This window comes from Curtobacterium sp. MCBD17_003 (assembly GCF_003234885.2).
GTDB lineage: Bacteria > Actinomycetota > Actinomycetes > Actinomycetales > Microbacteriaceae > Curtobacterium.
This window is the reverse complement of the sequence record NZ_CP126275.1, coordinates 1,329,978-1,347,321: the sequence shown is the minus strand read 5'-3', so window position 1 is coordinate 1,347,321 and position 17,344 is coordinate 1,329,978. Positions and strand designations below refer to the sequence as shown.

Below are 17,344 nucleotides of genomic sequence, written 5' to 3'. Positions count from 1 at the left end.
CGTGGTCCTGGTAACATTGCTCGCTGGCTTGCGTGTTCCATCTCCCACAGGTGGAGCGCGATCCGCGATCGGACCCTCTATCCCTGTGATCGCGTTCACCCGTCCGAGACACACAGAAAGCAGAACCGCATGGCGAACATCAAGTCGCAGATGAAGCGCATCAAGACCAACCTGAAGGCCCAGGAGCGCAACAAGGCCTACAAGAGCGAGCTCAAGACGTACATCCGCCACACGAACGAGGCCATCGCCGCCGGCGACAAGGACAAGGCCACCGCCGCCCTCGTCGTCGCGACGAAGAAGCTCGACAAGGCCGTGAGCAAGGGCGTCATCCACAAGAACCAGGCCGCGAACCGCAAGTCCGCGATCTCGAAGAAGGTCGCCGCGCTCTGATCTGAGCGCTGGCCGAGCCGCACCTCGCAGAACGCCCCCGACACCTCGGTGCCGGGGGCGTTCCGCGTGTCCGGCGCGGCGCAGCTCGGGCTTGGGGGTCAGCACGGCGCAGGGGTCCGCACTGCGCAGGGGCCGCACTGCGCAGGGGTCCGCACTGCGCAGGGGTCGGCGCTGCGCAGGGGCCGCACTGCGCAGGGGTTGGCACCCGGCGGGTCCGGCCTACGGGATCAGCACCCGGCGGACCATGCCCGCCCCGGTCAGGTCCCCTCACCGCGGCGGGCGATGACGCGGACCATCACCTCGAGCGCGTAGTGGGCGTCGCGGGACCCGCCCTTCACCGCCGTGTCGGCGGCCGCGATGCTGAGGATCGCGTTCGCGAGGCCGGCCTCGCTCCAGCCCTGGACGTCTCGCTGCGCCCGCTGCACCTGCCACGGTGCCAGCCCGAGCGCCGATGCCGCCTGCCCGCTCGACCCGCGGAAGGAACTGACCTTCGCCATCGTGCGGATCTTGCTCGCGAACGCCGCGACGATCGGCACGGGGGCCTCGCCGGTCGCCAGGGCGTGCCGGAGCTGCACGACGGCCGGCCCCGATCGACCGGCGAGCGCGATGTCGGCCACCTTGAAGGCGTTCGTCTCGACCCGGCCGCCGTAGTACCGGTCCACCGTCCGGTCCGTGATCTCCTGGTCGTCGTCGGCGAGCAGCTGACGACAGGCGGCAGCGAGTTCGGCGAGGTCGTCCGCGAACGCCGCGACGAGGGTGCGGACCGCGGACGGGCTGATCTTCCGGCGCGCGGCGCGGAACTCGGCCTGGACGAAGTCGATCCGGTCGGTCTCCTTCTTCAGTTCGTCGCACTGGACCTCGATCCCGCCGCCGGTGCCGCCACGGATCGCGTCGAGCAGTTTCTTCCCGCGGACGCCGCCGCCATGCCGGAGCACGAGCGTGACGTCGTCGGCCGGGGCCTGGAGGTAGGAGAGGGTCTCGGTGATGAACGCGTCCGTGCACTTCTCGACCTGGACGACGCGCAGGAGGCGGGGTTCGCCGAACAGCGAGGGGCTGGCGAGGGTCGCGAGCAGCCCAGGCGCGTACTGGTCGGCCTCGAGATCGTGGACCTCGAGTGCGGGGTCCTCGGCGAGCAGGAGATCGCGCAGCGAGGTGATCGCTCGTTCGGCGAGGAAGGTCTCGGGTCCCGTCACGAGGACGACCGGTGCCGGCCGGATCGCCGACCACGGGACCTGGTCGATCGCCGCGGCTGCGCGCGCTGGTCTCTTCGCCGCCATGGTGTGCCTCCCGCTCGGGACGTTGGTGGACCCGACCGTGCCCGACCCGGTCCACGCCGGGCTCCGACCCGACCGACCTCCAGCAGTGTACGGGCGACCGGCGACACCCCCGTAGTGGGATCGCCTCGGTCGGGCCGCTCGCGCCAGACCCGGAGGTCGCCGCCCGACGCCGAGAGCACGATCGTGCCGTTCTGATCGGTGCGGAGCGCCGCCGTGCCCGCTGCCTCCAACATCGCGAGCGCGCGGTCGGTGGGATGCCCGTAGGGGTTGTCGGCACCCACGCTCACGATGCCCACCCGAGCCGACACCGCTCGGTACAGCGCCGGGTCCTGGTCGGCGGAGCCGTGGTGCGCGACCTTGACGACGTCGACGGGTGGCCAGCCTCCGGCTGCCGTCACCATGGCGAGCAGCCGTCGCTGCGCCGCCTCGCCGAGGTCGCCGAGGAACAGCGACGACAGGCAGTCGGAGCAACGCCGGGACGGCTCGAACAGGACCGTGACGCTCGCGTCGTTCCCGCCCTCGGTGGTCGACGGAGGGGGCCACACCACCCGCCACGGCAGATCCCCGAGCGTGCCGGCGGTGCCTGCGCCCGCCGTGACCACGTCGGCACCCGCGCGCCGCAGGGTGGCGACGACGTCGGCGTCCGCCGCGCGGCCGAGCGGGCCGACGAGGGCGGTCCCGACACGGTTGGCTACCACCCCGACCGCACCCACGTGGTCGCGGTCGTAGTGCGAGGCCACGAAGAGGTCGATCCGGTCGATCCCCAGCAGGTCGAGGCAGCGCTCGAGCCGCTCCGGCTCGTCGCCCGTGTCGACGAGCGCGACCGCATCGTCCCGCCGCACCAGGACCGCGTCGCCCTGGCCGACGTCGCAGGCCGCGAGCGACCAGTCGGCGGGGACGCTCCCCCGGACGACGGCGTCGGGCACGACGACGACCGAGACGCCGATCACCCCGACCACCACCGCCGCGGCCACGGGGACCGCCCGGGCAGCACGGCGCACGAACACGGCCGCCACGACCGCCGTGCTCACCAGTGCGGCCGTCGCGGCGCCGAACGGACCGGCCGGCCAGGGGACCACCGCGAACGGGAGTGCCGCGGCCGCCCGCGCGACGACGGCGATGACCGCGGCGGGTGCCCACGCGGCGGCCGCGAGGAACCAGGCACCGGTCGACCAGATGGGCGCGAGCGCGCACGCCGCCAGCCCGAGGACGGTCGCGACGGGAGCCAAGGGCTCCGTGACCAGGTTCGTGAGCACGGCGTACGTCGGGATGGACGGCGCGAGCACCACGGTGACGGGCCAGCACGCGGCCTGCGCCGCGACCGGTACCGCGAGCGACGCCGCGACCACTGGTCCGAGTCGTCCGGCGAGACGCGACGCCAGGACCGGGGCGACCACCACGACCCCCGCGGTGGCCAGGACGGAGAGCGCGAACCCGAAGGACCGGGCGAGCCACGGGTCGACGACGAGCATGCCGATCGTCGCCAGTGCCACGAGCGGTGCGCCATGCACGGGTCGTCCACGCAGGTGCACGACGAGCACGACGACCGCCATGATCGTCGCGCGCACGATGCTCGGATCCGGTCGCACGAGCAGGACGAATGCGCCGAGCACGACGACCGAGACCACGACACGCGCCAGCCGCGGGGCGCGTGCGGCACGGCCGACGAGCATCACGAGTCCGACGAGCACCGCGCAGTTCGAGCCGGAGACGGCGGTGAGGTGCGTCAGTGCGGTCACCTCCATCGCATCCGCGGTCCGGTCGTCGATACCGCTCCGGTCCCCGATCGCGAGCCCGCGCAGCAGGCCGGCTCCGGGGCCGGGCAGTCTCCCGGTGACCTCGGCGAACGCGCGGCGGGCGATCGTGCTGGCGAGGAGCAGCGCCGCGGGAGCGTGGACGACCTCGGGGTCGCCCCGGGTGAAGAGCAGGACGGACGCGGTCGCACCCGGCGTCCCGGCGACCAGCTCCGCGTGCACACGCACCGTGGCACCCGCGACGAGTGGGACGGCGACGTCGCTGGCACCGGGGTCGTGCTCCGTCGAGCCCGGCTCCGCGAGGACCACGCGGGCGGGGACGCGGAGGCCGGTGGTCGTGATCGTCTCGCCACCCGCGCGGTGTTCCATCCGGACGAGGCGCCCGGGGACCGTTCGCTCACCCGGTTCGCCGTCGCGCTCGAGCACGACCTCGGCGACCACGGCCGCCCCGTCGTCGATCGCTCGGATGGCTTCCGGACGCCGGACGGCGTCACGCACGTCGACGGCGACCGCGACGAGGGCCACGAGCAGCAGGGTGGGCGCGACGAGGCCGACGACGCCGAGCGGTCCGCTGTGCGCTCGGGGTGGCGGGCCCGCCCGCCCGCGACGGACCGCCTGGAGGACGACCAGGACCGCTGTGGCCGCGGCGACTCCCGCGGCCACGGCGACCGGGACCGCGTGCGCGGGACTGGCGACCAGGACCACCGCGACCACCCAGGCCACGGCCACCGGCACGACGAGGCGGAGATCCGGACGTGGCGCACCGAGCGACGTCACACCCGCACCCGGTCCCGGAGGTCCGCGAAGGTCGCGTCACCGATCCCGCTGACGTCGAGCAGGTCCTCGACGCTCGAGAACCGACCGTGCTCGGTCCGCCACGCGACGATCCGGTCGGCGAGCGCCGGTCCGATGCCGGGCAGGGTCTCCAGGGCGGTGGCATCGGCGGTGTTGAGGTCCACCAGGGTCGGGCCCTCCCCACCACCGACGGACGCACTCCCGCCCCCCACGACGGGTCCCGGGGCCTCGGGGACGTCGTCCTCGCCGTCACGCGGCACGTACAGTTGCTCGCCGTCCACCAGCGGCCGGGCGAGGTTCACCCGGCTCAGGTCTGCGTGGTCGGCCGCCCCGCCGGCCTCGGTGACCGCGTCGTCGACGCGGGCACCGACCGGGAGCTCGACGAGGCCCGGCGTGGCGACGGCCCCGAGCACGTGGACGACGACGGTCGCGGGCGTCGCCGCTGGGGGGACCACTCCCGTGGACGCCGTGGCGGGCGCCGACACCGAGACCGCATCGGCGGAGCGCTGGACCGTCGTGGCGTGGTCGGTCAGTGCGCCCACCGCCAACAGCACGAGCGCCACGACCGTCACGGCGATGGCGACGACCACGAGGGCGCGCGGCCGGATCCAGGTGCGGACCGGTGCGGTGTCGTCGAACTCGTCTCCCGTCATGCTCCGACGCTAGGGGCGCTCCCGACGCCGAACGGCCCCGCCGGTGCGTCCTGTGTCGGGACGCCCCAGCGGGGCCATTGTGGAGGAGTGGGCGCGGAGGGCAGTCAGCCCCGGATCGCGATGTTGACCAGCTTCGGCGCGCGGACGATCACCTTGACGATCTCGCGCTCACCGATGAACCGCTGCACCGATGCGGAGGACCGGGCCAGCGCCTCCAGGGCGTCCGCGTCGATCGACGGCGGCACCTCGAACGTGTCGCGCACCTTGCCGTTGACCTGCACGACCGCCGTGACGCTCTCCTGCACGAGCAGGGTGGGATCGGCCTTCCGCCAACCGTGTGTCGCCACCGACGGCTCGTACCCGAGCCGCTCCCACATCTCCTCGCCGGTGTACGGCGCGAAGACACTCAGACCGAGCGCGACGGTCTCGGTGGCCTCGCGCACCGCGGGGTCTGCCGGCCCGACACCCGAGTCGATGGCCTTGCGCGTGACGTTGACCAGGTCCATGAGCCGCGCGATGACGACGTTGAACTTGAAGGACTCCATGAGACCGGGCGCGTCGGCGAGGAACCGGTGGGTGACGCGGCGCAGCGCACGGTCGCCCTCGGCCCACACCGCGTTCGGAGCCGACGTCACGTCCACCGCCAGGCGGTAGGCGCGAGCGAGGAAGCGCGCGCTCGCGGCGGGCGAGACGTCCTCCCAGTTGATGTCGTCCTCCGGCGGACCGGCGAAGCCCATCACCAGACGGATGGCGTCGACCCCGTGCGCGTCGAGCTCGTCCCCGAGGCTGACGCCGCCCTTCGACTTCGACATCTTCGACCCGCCGGACAGCACCATGCCCTGGTTGAGCAGCGCGTTGAAGGGCTCGGTGAAGTCGATGTACCCGAGGTCGAACAGGACCTTCGTGACGAACCGCGCGTAGAGCAGGTGCAGGATCGCGTGCTCGACGCCGCCGATGTACTGGTCGACGGGCGCCCACTTGCGCGCCTCGGCCGGGTCGAACGCCTGGCTGTCGTCGTTCGGGCTCAGGAACCGCAGGAAGTACCAGGACGAGTCCACGAAGGTGTCCATCGTGTCGGCGTCGCGCTTGGCGGGAGTGCCGTCCACCGGGTTCGGCACGTTCACCCAGTCCTCGGCGCCGCCGAGCGGGCTCGTGCCCTTCGGCTTGAGGTCGAGTCCCTCGCTCGGCGGGAGCAGCACGGGGAGCTGGTCCTCGGGCACCGGGTACTCGGTGCCGTCGTCGCCGTGGATGATCGGGATCGGCGTGCCCCAGTACCGCTGGCGGGAGATGAGCCAGTCGCGCAGTCGGTACGTCTTGGCGGCGCGACCGGTGCCCTTCTCCGAGAGCAGCCGGATCGCAGCCTGGATCGCGTGCTGCTTGCTCATGCCGTCGAGCGGACCGGACGCGATCATCCGCCCCTGTCCGGTCAACGCGACACCGGTCGATGCCGGGTCGAGTGGCGGCAGGTCGAAGTCCTCGAGGGTCGCGCCCTCGGGGATCACCGGGAGGGCACCGGTGACGGCCGCGTTCGTGTCGACGACCACCTTGACCGGGAGGCCGAACACGCGTGCGAAGTCGAGGTCGCGTTGGTCGTGGGCCGGCACCGCCATGACCGCACCGTGGCCGTAGTCCGCGAGCACGTAGTCGGCCGCCCAGATGGGCAGGCGCTCCCCCGTGACCGGATGCAGGGCGAACCGGTTGAGCGGGACACCGGTCTTCGGCCGGTCGGCGTTCTGCCGGTCGATCTCGCTCGTCGCCTGGGTCTCGGTCAGGTACTCGGCGAAGGCCGCCTGCGTCGCGTCGTCCGACGACGCGACGAGTTCGGCGGCGAGGTCACTGTCCGGGGCGACGACGAGGAACGTGACGCCGAAGACCGTGTCGGGTCGCGTCGTGAAGACGGTGACGGGTTCGTCCCGCCCCTCGATCACGAAGTCGACGTCGGCGCCGACGGATCGACCGATCCAGTTGCGCTGCATGGCGATGACCTTCGCCGGCCAGGTGCCCTCGAGCTGGTTGAGGTCATCGAGCAACCGGTCCGCGTAGTCCGTGATCCGGAAGTACCACTGCGTCAACTTCTTCTTGACGACCACGGCGCCCGAGCGGTCGGACGTGCCGTCCGGCAACACCTGCTCGTTCGCCAGGACGGTCTGGTCCACCGGGTCCCAGTTGACCCAGCTGTCCTTCCGGTACGCCAGGCCCTTCTCGTACATCTTGAGGAACAACCACTGGTTCCACTTGTAGTACTCGGGGTCCGACGTGTGCAGCTCGCGCGTCCAGTCGAAGGACGGGGCGTAGCGCTTGAACGAGGCCTTCTGTTGTTCGATGTTCGCGTACGTCCAGGCGCGGGGGTCGATCCCGCGCTTGATGGCCGCGTTCTCGGCAGGCAGGCCGAACGAGTCCCACCCGATCGGGTGCAGCACGTTGAAGCCCTGCTGCCGCCAGTACCGGGCGACGAAGTCGCCGAGTGCCCAGTTCTCGGCGTGACCCATGTGCAGGTCTCCGGACGGGTACGGGAACATCTCGAGGATGTACTTGCGCGGGCGGCGGTCCTCCGGGTCCGTCGTGAAGAGCCCGAGGTCCGACCAGATGCGCTGCCACTTGTCCTGGATGCGCCGGGGGTCGTAGGCGTGCGGGTCCTCGACGTGTTGCTCGATGGTCACGGAACTCTCATTCGGTCGGGAGGGACGGGTCACCGCACACGAGCGGGTGACCGACGATCAAGGGTACCGAACCGAGCCGGGCCGCACGCCGCACGGGGACGGATGCCGGGCACTCGCCCGGCGTCCGTCCCCGTGTCGGTGGTCAGTTCGCCGCGCTGCTCAGAGCAGTCCCTTGTCGGTGAGGAACTTCTTGGCGATCTGCGCCGACTTCTCCTTGTCCACGGTGCTCTCGGTGTTGAGCTGGATCAGCGCGGACGTGGTCAGGGCTTTGTCGACCTTCTCGATGTCGGTGGCGGCCTTGCCGGTCACCTTCTTCGAGACGATCGGCGTCACGTTCTGCGGCAGGATCAGGTGCTTCGGGTCCTTGAGGGTGACGAAGTCGTTCGCCTTGATGCTCGGGTCGGCGCTGTAGATGTCGGCGAGCTGCACCGTGCCGTCCTTGAGCGCCTTGACGGTGAGCGCGCCGCCCGAGTCCTCGATCGCGGTGAACCCGACGGTGGCACCGTAGGTGGACTTGAGGCCGTTCGGCCCGTAGGGACGGGCCTGGAACTCGGAGTTCCCCCCGACGGTCAGCTTCGTGGAGACGTCCTTCAGGTCGGCCAGGCTGGTCACGTGGTTCTGCTGCGAGAACTGCTTGGTGACCGTGTAGCTGTCCTGGTCCGTCGCCGCCGCTGCGGGGAGCGCACGGATCCCGCTCGGCAGGGCGGACTTGAGACCCGCGGCGATCTCCGCGGGGCTCGACGCCGTGGACTTCTTGTCGTAGTACTGGAGCAGGTTGCCGCTGTACTCGGGCATGACGTCGATCGCGCCCTTCTGCATCTGCGGCAGGTAGACCTCACGTTGCCCGATGTTGAAGTTCCGCTTCACGTCGTAGCCGTCGTGCTCGAGCACCTGCGAGTACAGCTCGGCGATGATCTCGTTCGAGTAGTACTGCTGCGAGCCCACGACGATGGTCGAGGACCCGGCGGCGGACGACGCGCTGCTGCCCGCGATGGGGCTGCTCGAGGAGCAGCCGGTGAGCGCCGCGACGGCGCCGACGGCCAGTGCGGCCGCGATGCCGAGGCGGAGTCTGGTTGCTGTGGTCACGAGGGGTTTCCTTCCGGGAGGGGATTGTGGGAGGACGCGTGCGTCACCCGGGAACGCGAGCCCGAACGGCCGGCGACGCCCGCGGGCACCACCGCCCGCTGGAACCCGGCGAAGAGGATCTCGAAGACGATGGCGAGTGCGATCACGAGGATCGACGAGCCGAGCATCTCCGCGTAGTCCTGGATCTTGAGGCCGAGGAACAGGTAGCCGCCGAGACCGCCGGCCCCGACGTACGCCGCGAGGGTCGCCGTCGCGACGACCTGGAGGACTGCGGCCCGGATGCCCCCGATGAGCAGCGGCAGGCCGAGCGGGATCTCGACCTTCCAGAGGATCTGCCACTCGGTCATGCCCATGGCACGGGCCGCGTCCACGGTCACCGGGTCGACGGCCTCGATGCCGGCGTAGGCGCCGGCGAGCACCGACGGGATCGCGAGCACGACCAGGGCGATGAGCGGGGCGGACAGTCCGACGCCGAGCGCGATGCCGAGCAGCGTCAGCACGCCGAGCGTCGGCAACGCACGGATGCCGCCGGAGAGGGCGATCGCCACGCTCCGCGCGCGACCGGTGTGTCCGATCGCGAACCCGATCGGGATCGCGATGACCGCGGCGATCCCGACCGCGAGGAGCGTGATCCACACGTGTTCCCAGAGGCGCGTCGGGATGCCGGTGGGTCCGGGGTAGTTGGTGGGGTCGAACACCCACGCGAACGCCTGGCCGATGATCACGAGGTCACCTCCGCGACCGGTGCGGTGGATCGGGCGGCGCGCCGTCGCGTGGCGCGGGGCATGGACCGGGTCCATGGGAGCACCAACCGCCCGAGCAGCACGAGCAGGCCGTCGAGCACGAACGCCAGGACCAGGACCATGACGATCCCGGACCCGATCTCCTCGGGGATCGTGCGCTGGATGCCGTCCGTGAACAGCGACCCGAGGCTCTGCACCCCGAGCACCGCGCCGACCGTCGTCAGCGAGATCGTCGACACCGAGACGACCCGGAGGCCGGCGAGCAGCACCGGTCCCGCGAGCGGCAGGTCGACCCGGAAGAACCGCTGCACCGGCGAGTACCCCATGGCGACGGCGGCTGCCTGCGTGGCCGGGTCGACGGACGACAGCGCGTCGGCCGTCGACCGCACCATGAGCGCGAGCCCGTACAGCGTCAGCGCGACGACGATGTTGACGGGGTCCTGCAGGTCGGTGCCGATCACCGCCGGCAGCGCGATGAACAACGGAAGGGACGGGATCGCGTAGAGCAGGCTGGCGACGGCGACGATGCCGCCGCCGGTCCCCCGGGCGAGCCTCCGGGGCGCCCCGCCGTCCGTCGAGGGGCTGCGCAGTTTGACGACGAGCCACCCGATGGGGATCGACAGGAGGAAGCTGACGACGATCGCCGGCAATGCGGTCGCCAGGTGCGCCAGCGTGTCCGACCAGATGATGTCGAGGTTCGACCACACCCAGGTCACGACGCGCTCCCACCCTGCGCCGCAGCACCCGCCGCGGGGTACGCGGCGGCCTCGGAGACGGATGGGACGGGTCCGGTGAGCACACCGGCGGCACGACCGTCGGCGTCGACCACCACGGGACCACCGGGTGTCTGCTCGATGCGGAGGGCGCGGCGGCCGCGACCGGCACCGACGAAGTCGGCGACGAAGTCATCGGCGGGCGACGACATGATCTCGGCCGGCGTTCCCTGTTGCGCGATCACCCCGCCCTTGCGGAGGATGACGACCTGGTCGCCCAAGCGGAAGGCCTCGTCGATGTCGTGGGTCACGAACACGACGGTCTTGCCGAGTTCTCGTTGGAGCCGGATGAGCTCGTTCTGCAGATCCGTCCGCACGAGGGGGTCGACCGCGCCGAACGGCTCGTCCATGAGGAGGATGTTCGGGTCGACGGCGAGGCCACGGGCGACCCCGACACGCTGCTGCTGACCCCCCGAGAGCTGCGAGGGGTACCGGTCGGCGAGGCCGCGGTCGAGTCCGACGGTGTCCATGAGCTCGAGCGCACGCTCCCGTGCGCGGGCCTTGGGGACGCCGGTCAGCAGCGGCACGGTCGCGATGTTGTCGACGACCTTCCGGTGCGGCAGGAGTCCGCTGTTCTGCATCACGTACCCGATGCGGCGGCGGAGTCCGACCGGCGGGACCGCCGCGACGTCCTCGCCGTCGATCTCGACACTGCCCGCGGTCGGGTCCACCATGCGGTTGATCATCCGGAGCAGGGTGGTCTTGCCGCAGCCGCTCGACCCGACGAAGACCGTCGTGGTCCGGGACGGGATCACCAGGTCGAAGTGCTCGACTGCGGTGGTGCCGTCCGGGTACTGCTTGCGCACCGATCGGAACTCGATCATGGATGCTTGGCCCTTCCGGTTCCTGGGTGCGTCTGGTGGACGCGTGCCCGTCGATCTCCCGCCGATGGGTGGAGGTCGTCCCGCCCACGTACTGAAGCATGCTTCGGCGCGATGGGCAATCACGGATTGCGTACGCGGACATCCGACGCCCTGCTCCGCCGGATCGACCGATCGAGCGGGGTACGAGCGCACCGCACCGGAGGGGTACGGACGGTCAGGAGCGTACCCGGGTCCGCCGACGCTCGCGTCGGGACGATGACGAATCGTGACGTGGCGGACGACGACGCCCGCCCCCGAGAGCGGGAGCGGGCGTCGTCCGGTGGCCCCGGGTCAGGCGTCGGCGAGGACCGATCGCAGGTACGCGCGGGACATCGCCCGGAACTCCTCGACGAGTGCGGCGTCCCCGGCACCGGGCACCCGGTGTGCGCGGGCGAGGACCGCGTGCCCGGCCTCGGTCAGGACGGTCCACGCCCGACTCATCCGATCGGAGTCCGGGAACCCGAAGCGCTCGCGGAAGATGACGGCGACCGCGCCGCCCAGTTGGGACATCCGGTCCTCGGTGCCGTCGTCGCCCTCGGTGACGTCACCGAAGCGGACCGCACGGAACCCCGGCTCCGTACGGTACATCTCGACCGTCATGTCGATGAGCGCGTCCGCGCCTTGCTCCCACGTCGTCGCGCCGCTCGCGTCGATCGACGAGACGAACCGCTCGGCGAGCCGTTGGGCGCACCGGATCGCGAGCGCCTCCACGACCGCGATGCGATCCGGGAAGTACCGGTAGACCGTCCCGATCGAGGCTCCGGCCCGCTCGGCGACCATGGCGGTCGTCAGGCGCTCGAGCCCGATCTCGTCGATCACCGCGGCCGCAGCGTCGAGGAGCCCGGCGAGGCGCGCCGAACTGCGGGCTTGGACCGGCTCGTTCCTGAGCAGTGATGATCCCCCCGGCAGTGCGTTCGATACCTCGGTGACGAGCACGTGTTCTCCTCCTCGCGCGAACGCGATGCTGGTCGACGGCCCGAGCGGCCGATGGCGGCGGGACGAACGGGCGTCCGCGCCGCGACGGGCGACGGACCCGCCGACGTGTTGATGTGACGGTCACAATGGTCGCACCGAGCGCCTGGGTCGACGCTGCGTTTCGACTCCTCGGAGGCAACGCGTGTCGTGGGACGCCCGTCCGGCCAGGGCAGGACGGGAGGGGCGACGCGACCGGCACGGTGCACGCACCGACCGACGGATCACCCGCGTCCCCGTGCGCGGCGTCATGACATCACCCGACCGCGGCCGATGGCGGCGGCGACTCGGCAGAGGGTCGGCCGACCGACCGGCGCCCACCGGAGCGTGGAATGATGGTGCGATGCCCGATCGGACGATGCCGGATGCCGCGCTGGTCGACCCGATCCTGCACCGCGCCGCCCGCGTCGAGGACGCGGTCCAGGAGTTCCGGGAGCGGCGGGCACGTGCTCGCGGTCTCGTGCCGACGGTCGTCCCGTACACCGGGTACGGGGCGCCGGGATGGGTCCGGGTCCTCTGTCGGGTCCTGCTCACGCGGCGTGGCCTCGCCTCCGACGCCAGCTACGAGGGCGTCCGCGGTTGGCGCAGCTTCACGAGCGTGGCCGTCGACGACGTCGAGGTCACCGTCACCGCCGGTGGTGCCACGCACCGCGTGCAGGCCGACCGGGGCGGCGTGGTCGACACGCGTGTCCCGCTCGACCTCGAGCCCGGCTGGCAGACCGTCACGCTCGCCGCTGGCGGTTCGCGTCCCGTCCACGCGCCGGTGTTCGTCGTGGATCCGTCGACCCGCTTCGGCGTCGTCTCGGACGTCGACGACACGATCATGGTGACGAGCCTCCCCCGCCCGTTCCTGGCGGCATGGAACTCGTTCGTCCTCACGGAGCACGCCCGCCGCCCCGTCCCCGGGATGTCCGTGCTGTACGAGCGGATCCTGGGTCAGCACCCGGGCGCTCCGGTGGTCTACCTGTCGACCGGCGCCTGGAACGTCGCGCCGACGCTCAACCGGTTCCTCACTCGCAACATGTACCCGCCCGGCGCCCTGCTCCTCACGGACTGGGGTCCGACGCACGACCGCTTCTTCCGCAGCGGACGGCTCCACAAGCAGGAGAACCTCCGACGGCTCGCCGCCGACTTCCCGGACGTCCGATGGCTGCTCGTCGGCGACGACGGCCAGCACGACGAGGAGCTGTACGGCGAGTTCGTGGCGGAGCACGAGGGCAAGGTCTCCGGGGTCGCGATCCGCCAGCTCTCGACGAGCGAGGCCGTGCTCGCCGGCGGCCGCTCCCGGGCTCAGGAACGCAGCCGCAATTCGGCCGCTCCGTGGGTCTACGCCCCGGACGGCGCCGGGCTCTGGGAGGCACTCGCCGACGTCGGGATCACCCGGCGCTGACCCGTGTCGGCGTGCCGATCCGGACGTCCGGACACCGGCTCCCCTGCGGGAGTGCACAGCCGACTCCCTCCCGCCGGACGCGGGACCCGCAGGGTGACAGGCTGGACCGATGGCGCTCCACATCGAGGACTACGCACTCATCGGCGACTGCCACACCGCCGCGCTCGTCGGCCGCGACGGCAGCATCGACTGGCTGTGTCTGCCCCGGTTCGACAGCGCGTCCGCGTTCGCCGCGCTCCTCGGCGACGAGGACGACGGTCGCTGGCTGCTCCGACCGGACGACGACACCGCGACCGCCACACGCCGCTACCTCGACGACACGTTCGTCCTCGTGACGACCTGGACGACCTCCACCGGCGTCGTCGAGGTGACCGAGTTCATGCCGTCCGGGGACCGGCGCGCCGACCTCGTGCGACGGGTCCGCGGGGTGCGCGGATCGGTGGCGATGCGGCAGGAACTGCGGATCCGGTACGGCTACGGAGCGACGGTGCCGTGGATGCGGCAGATCGGCCACGACGACGCGCACGTCCTGCTCGCCACCGCGGGGCCGGACTCGATCGTCGTCCGTGGACCGCGCCTCCATGCGGAGGGCCACCGTCACGAGAGCCGGTTCACCGTCGAGGCCGGCAGCACGGTCGACCTCACGCTGACCTGGTACCCGTCCCATCGTGAGCCGCCGACGCCCCCGCAGGTCGACGCCGTCCTCGACGAGACCGTCGGCTGGTGGCGCCACTGGGCCGCCGGCGACGCCACCGATGGCCGCTACGCCGACGCCGTGCACCGCTCGTTGCTCGTGCTCCGTGCGCTGACGCACGAGGACACCCGCGGGATCGCCGCGGCAGCGACCACGAGCCTCCCGGAGGACCCGGGCGGCGAACGCAACTGGGACTACCGGTACGTGTGGCTGCGCGACGCGTCGCTGACGCTCGCGGCGCTCCTCGCGCACGGGTTCCGCGACGAGGCGAACGGCTGGAAGCACTGGTTGCTCCGCGCGATCGCCGGTGACCCCGCCGACGTCCAGATCATGTACGGCCTCGCCGGCGAGCGGGAACTCCCGGAGCGCACCCTCGACCACCTCGCGGGGTACGAGGACTCCCGCCCGGTCCGCGTCGGCAACGGCGCCTACACGCAGTACCAGGGCGACGTCTTCGGCGAGGTCCTGGCGGCGCTGCACGACGCACGCGAGCTCGGCGTCGAGGAGAACGCGGACAGCTGGTCGCTGCAGCGCGCACTCCTGGCCTACGTCGAGGAGCACTGGCAGGACCCCGACAACGGCATCTGGGAGATGCGTGGGCCGCGCCGCCACTTCACGCACTCCCGCGCGATGATCTGGGCCGCGTTCGACCGCGGTGTCGCCGCCGTCGAGGAGTTCGGACTCGAGGGGCCGGTCGAGCGCTGGCGCGGGTTCCGTGACCGGGTCCGCGAGGAGATCGAGACGCAGGGCTACGACCCGGTGCGGAACACCTTCCGGCAGCACTACGACACCGACGAGGTGGACGCCTCGCTGCTCGTCCTCCCCCAGATCGGTTTCTGCAAGCCCGACGACCCCCGCATGCTCGGCACCGTCGCCGCGATCGAGCACGACCTCCGCACCGGACCCGACGGACTGCTGCTCCGGTACCGCACCACCGCGGGCTTCGACGGCCTGTCTGGATCGGAGCACCCGTTCCTCGCCTGCTCGTTCTGGCTCGTCGAGCAGTACGCGGCGTCGGGCCGGATCGAGGACGCCGAACGCCTCATGGACACGCTCGTCGGGTTCGCGAACGACGTCGGGATGCTCTCGGAGGAGTACGACGTCGAGCACGGCCGGCAGATCGGCAACACACCCCAAGCGCTGTCGCACCTGACCCTCGTCACCGCCGCCGACGCGATCCGCCGGGCGCGCGGCGAGGCCGGGCCCGGCATCCGCACCCGGGAGGCCCAGAACGACGGCACCACCCGCAGCACCACCGGTGTGGGCGAAGCCGCGGGCGCTCCCGACTGACGCGCCGCACGCCGACACGACCGCGGCCCCGTCACCGGCGAGGTGACGGGGCCGCGGTCGCGTCGGACGACGATCGACGTCAGGGGATCAGGACGAGGACTCCCAGTCGGCGGGGCCACGCGAGCCGGCACGGTAGTCGTCGAGCGGGACCTCGCGACGCTTCCAGGCGTCCACGACGGGCTGGACGATCTCCCAGCAGCGGACCGCGACGTCGCCGCGGATCGACAGCAGCGGGTCGTCGTGGAAGATCCCGCTCAGGACCTCACCGTAGGGCGTGAGCTCGCCACTGTCGAACGACGACGACAGGACGATCTGCCCCATCTCGAACGGGTTGCCCCCACCGTTCGCCGACAGGCTCAGCTCGATCTCGTCCGGGTTGAGGACGATGCGCAGCGTGTCCGACACCGGCTGTCCCTCGAGGCCGGACGGGAGTCGCGGCACCGGCTTGAAGGTGACGAGGACCTCCTTACGGCTCGCACCGAGCGCCTTGCCCGAACGAAGCGTGAAGGGCACGCCCTGCCAGCGGGCGGTGTCGACCTCGACGTTGATCTCGGCGAGGGTCTCGGTCTGGCGCTCGGGGTCGACGCCGTCCTCGTCCGCGTACGACGGCAGCTCCTTGCCGTCGATCGTGCCCGCGACGTAGCGCGCACGCCGGCTCGCCTTGAGCGGGTCGTCGTCGACGAGGTGGGTCGACCGCAGCACCCGGGCGAGCGACGACCGCAGCTCGACGGCGTCAACCGCAGCGGGCGCGTCCATCGTGACGAGCGCGAGGATCTGGAGCAGGTGGCTCTGGATCATGTCGACGAGCGCACCGGCGTCGTCGTAGTACTGCGCGCGGCCCTCGAGGCCGAGGGTCTCGTCGTAGAGGATCTCGACCTTCTCGATGTTGTCCGCGTTCCAGATCGGCTCGAACATCCGGTTGGCGAACCGCAGACCGATGATGTTGAGCACGGTCGACCGGCCGAGGAAGTGGTCGGTGCGGTGCACGCGCTCCTCGGGGACGAGCTGGAGGACGGTCTCGTTCAGCGCCCGAGCCGATTCGACATCCGTGCCGAACGGCTTCTCGAACGCCAGGGTCGTGCCCTCGGGGAGTTCGAGCTCCGCCAGGGCGTCACAGATGTCCGACGCGATCTGCGGCGGCAGCGCGAAGTACAACACCGGCTCGCCCTCGGCGGCGTCGAGCATGGCCTTGAGGTGGGCCGGGTCCTTCGGGTCGCCCTGCATGAAGACCGTCGACTCGAGCGTCGCGTCGACCTCGGGCCCCGAGACGTGCTGCGAATCGAAGGCGTCCTTGACGACCTTGGTCCAGGCTTCCTCCGAGCGGGCGCTCCGGCCCGTGCCGATGAGCTTGACGGGGACGGAACGGGCGCTCTGGAGGAACGTCCCGAGGCCGGGGAGCAGCAGCCGGGCGGCGAGGTCGCCGGTTGCGCCGAAGACGATGAGAGTGCGCTTGTCGGTCACCAGGGGTGACTCCTTTCGGATGGATGTGCGGGTGTCGACCGCGTCCGATCGGACCGGTCGGGATCGGCCCGGACGCACGTCGGGCGGCACCGGTGAGGGTGCCGCCCGATGAGCGTCAGGTGCGGATCAGTGTCCGAAGTTGCCGCGGTAGTACTCGTAGGTCCAGCCGACGAGCGCCACGATCCCGATGGAGGCGCCGATGGCGAAGATCCACCACCCGGCTGCGACGCCGAGGAAGCAGATCGCCGCCGCGGCCGCGAGCGTGATCGGCCAGTAGGACCAGGGGCTGAAGTGACCGAGTTCGGCGTCACCGTCCTCGATGTTCGCGTCGGTGCGGTCCTCGGGCAGTACGCCGTCCTGCGCTGCGAACGTCCGGCCCAGGTAGAAGGCGATGAACACCCCCAGGATCCCGGTGAGACCGATCGAGACCGTGCCCACCCACTCGATCTGGTTGGTGGCGAGGATGCCCCAGATCGTGTACGCCGCGTCCGCCACGAAGAAGAAGATCGCGAGGATCCAGAACAGGTTGGTACTAGCGCGCAT

The 17,344-nt window shown here is 71.4% G+C and carries 14 protein-coding genes; 3 read left to right on the top strand and 11 right to left on the bottom strand.

The genetic code is table 11. From position 1 onward, the window contains the following. The first annotated feature begins 129 nt into the window (after positions 1-129). Positions 130-390, top strand: a complete 261-nt coding sequence (gene rpsT / locus DEI88_RS06470; protein WP_111008662.1) for a 30S ribosomal protein S20 — start codon at positions 130-132, stop codon at positions 388-390. A gap of 257 nt (positions 391-647) precedes the next feature. Here rpsT and holA read toward each other — a convergent pair whose 3' ends face one another. The 9 genes from holA to DEI88_RS06425 all read right to left on the bottom strand — a co-directional run bounded on the left by holA (position 648) and on the right by DEI88_RS06425 (position 11,930). After that, entirely contained in the window at positions 648-1,667 is a 1,020-nt protein-coding gene (gene holA / locus DEI88_RS06465; RefSeq protein ID WP_111012609.1) for a DNA polymerase III subunit delta, read from the bottom strand. After that, complete coding sequence (locus DEI88_RS06460; RefSeq protein WP_111071718.1) at positions 1,580-4,198, bottom strand: ComEC/Rec2 family competence protein; 2,619 nt, start codon at positions 4,196-4,198, stop codon at positions 1,580-1,582. Before DEI88_RS06460 ends, holA begins: the two co-directional genes overlap by 88 nt. Then, a complete protein-coding gene (locus DEI88_RS06455) occupies positions 4,195-4,869 on the bottom strand; it encodes a ComEA family DNA-binding protein (protein WP_111008659.1) in 675 nt (224 codons plus the stop codon). The genes DEI88_RS06460 and DEI88_RS06455 overlap by 4 nt, the downstream gene beginning before the upstream one ends. A gap of 104 nt (positions 4,870-4,973) precedes the next feature. Next, on the bottom strand, positions 4,974-7,529 hold the full coding sequence (leuS, locus tag DEI88_RS06450) for a leucine--tRNA ligase (RefSeq protein ID WP_111026113.1): 2,556 nt from the start codon (positions 7,527-7,529) through the stop codon (positions 4,974-4,976). A 159-nt stretch (positions 7,530-7,688) separates the two neighbouring features. Beyond that, positions 7,689-8,615 carry an ABC transporter substrate-binding protein gene (locus DEI88_RS06445; RefSeq protein ID WP_111071717.1) on the bottom strand — a complete coding sequence of 309 codons (927 nt, stop codon included), beginning with the start codon at positions 8,613-8,615 and terminating at the stop codon, positions 7,689-7,691. After that, a complete protein-coding gene (locus tag DEI88_RS06440; RefSeq protein ID WP_111012858.1) occupies positions 8,612-9,340 on the bottom strand; it encodes an ABC transporter permease in 729 nt (242 codons plus the stop codon). Before DEI88_RS06440 ends, DEI88_RS06445 begins: the two co-directional genes overlap by 4 nt. Next, a complete protein-coding gene (locus DEI88_RS06435; protein ID WP_111008656.1) occupies positions 9,337-10,074 on the bottom strand; it encodes an ABC transporter permease in 738 nt (245 codons plus the stop codon). The genes DEI88_RS06440 and DEI88_RS06435 overlap by 4 nt, the downstream gene beginning before the upstream one ends. Then, a complete protein-coding gene (locus tag DEI88_RS06430) occupies positions 10,071-10,955 on the bottom strand; it encodes an ABC transporter ATP-binding protein (protein ID WP_111008655.1) in 885 nt (294 codons plus the stop codon). Before DEI88_RS06430 ends, DEI88_RS06435 begins: the two co-directional genes overlap by 4 nt. A 330-nt stretch (positions 10,956-11,285) precedes the next feature. Further along, a complete protein-coding gene (locus DEI88_RS06425; protein ID WP_181441192.1) occupies positions 11,286-11,930 on the bottom strand; it encodes a TetR/AcrR family transcriptional regulator in 645 nt (214 codons plus the stop codon). A 379-nt stretch (positions 11,931-12,309) separates the two neighbouring features. Between DEI88_RS06425 and DEI88_RS06420 the strand changes: the two genes are divergently transcribed. Both DEI88_RS06420 and DEI88_RS06415 read left to right on the top strand, forming a co-directional pair. Continuing rightward, a complete protein-coding gene (locus tag DEI88_RS06420; protein WP_111008653.1) occupies positions 12,310-13,356 on the top strand; it encodes an App1 family protein phosphatidate phosphatase in 1,047 nt (348 codons plus the stop codon). Positions 13,357-13,465: 109 nt separating this feature from the next. Then, positions 13,466-15,340, top strand: a complete 1,875-nt coding sequence (locus tag DEI88_RS06415; protein WP_111071715.1) for a glycoside hydrolase family 15 protein — start codon at positions 13,466-13,468, stop codon at positions 15,338-15,340. A gap of 87 nt (positions 15,341-15,427) precedes the next feature. Here the strand turns inward: DEI88_RS06415 and DEI88_RS06410 are convergent, their stop codons facing one another. Beyond that, the gene (locus DEI88_RS06410; protein ID WP_111012859.1) at positions 15,428-16,804 is read right to left on the bottom strand and encodes a glucose-6-phosphate dehydrogenase; all 1,377 of its coding nucleotides are present in this window, start codon (positions 16,802-16,804) and stop codon (positions 15,428-15,430) included. A gap of 123 nt (positions 16,805-16,927) precedes the next feature. Next, positions 16,928-17,344 (bottom strand): cytochrome c oxidase subunit 4, encoded by a 417-nt coding sequence (locus tag DEI88_RS06405; RefSeq protein WP_111008651.1) that lies wholly within the window; start codon positions 17,342-17,344, stop codon positions 16,928-16,930.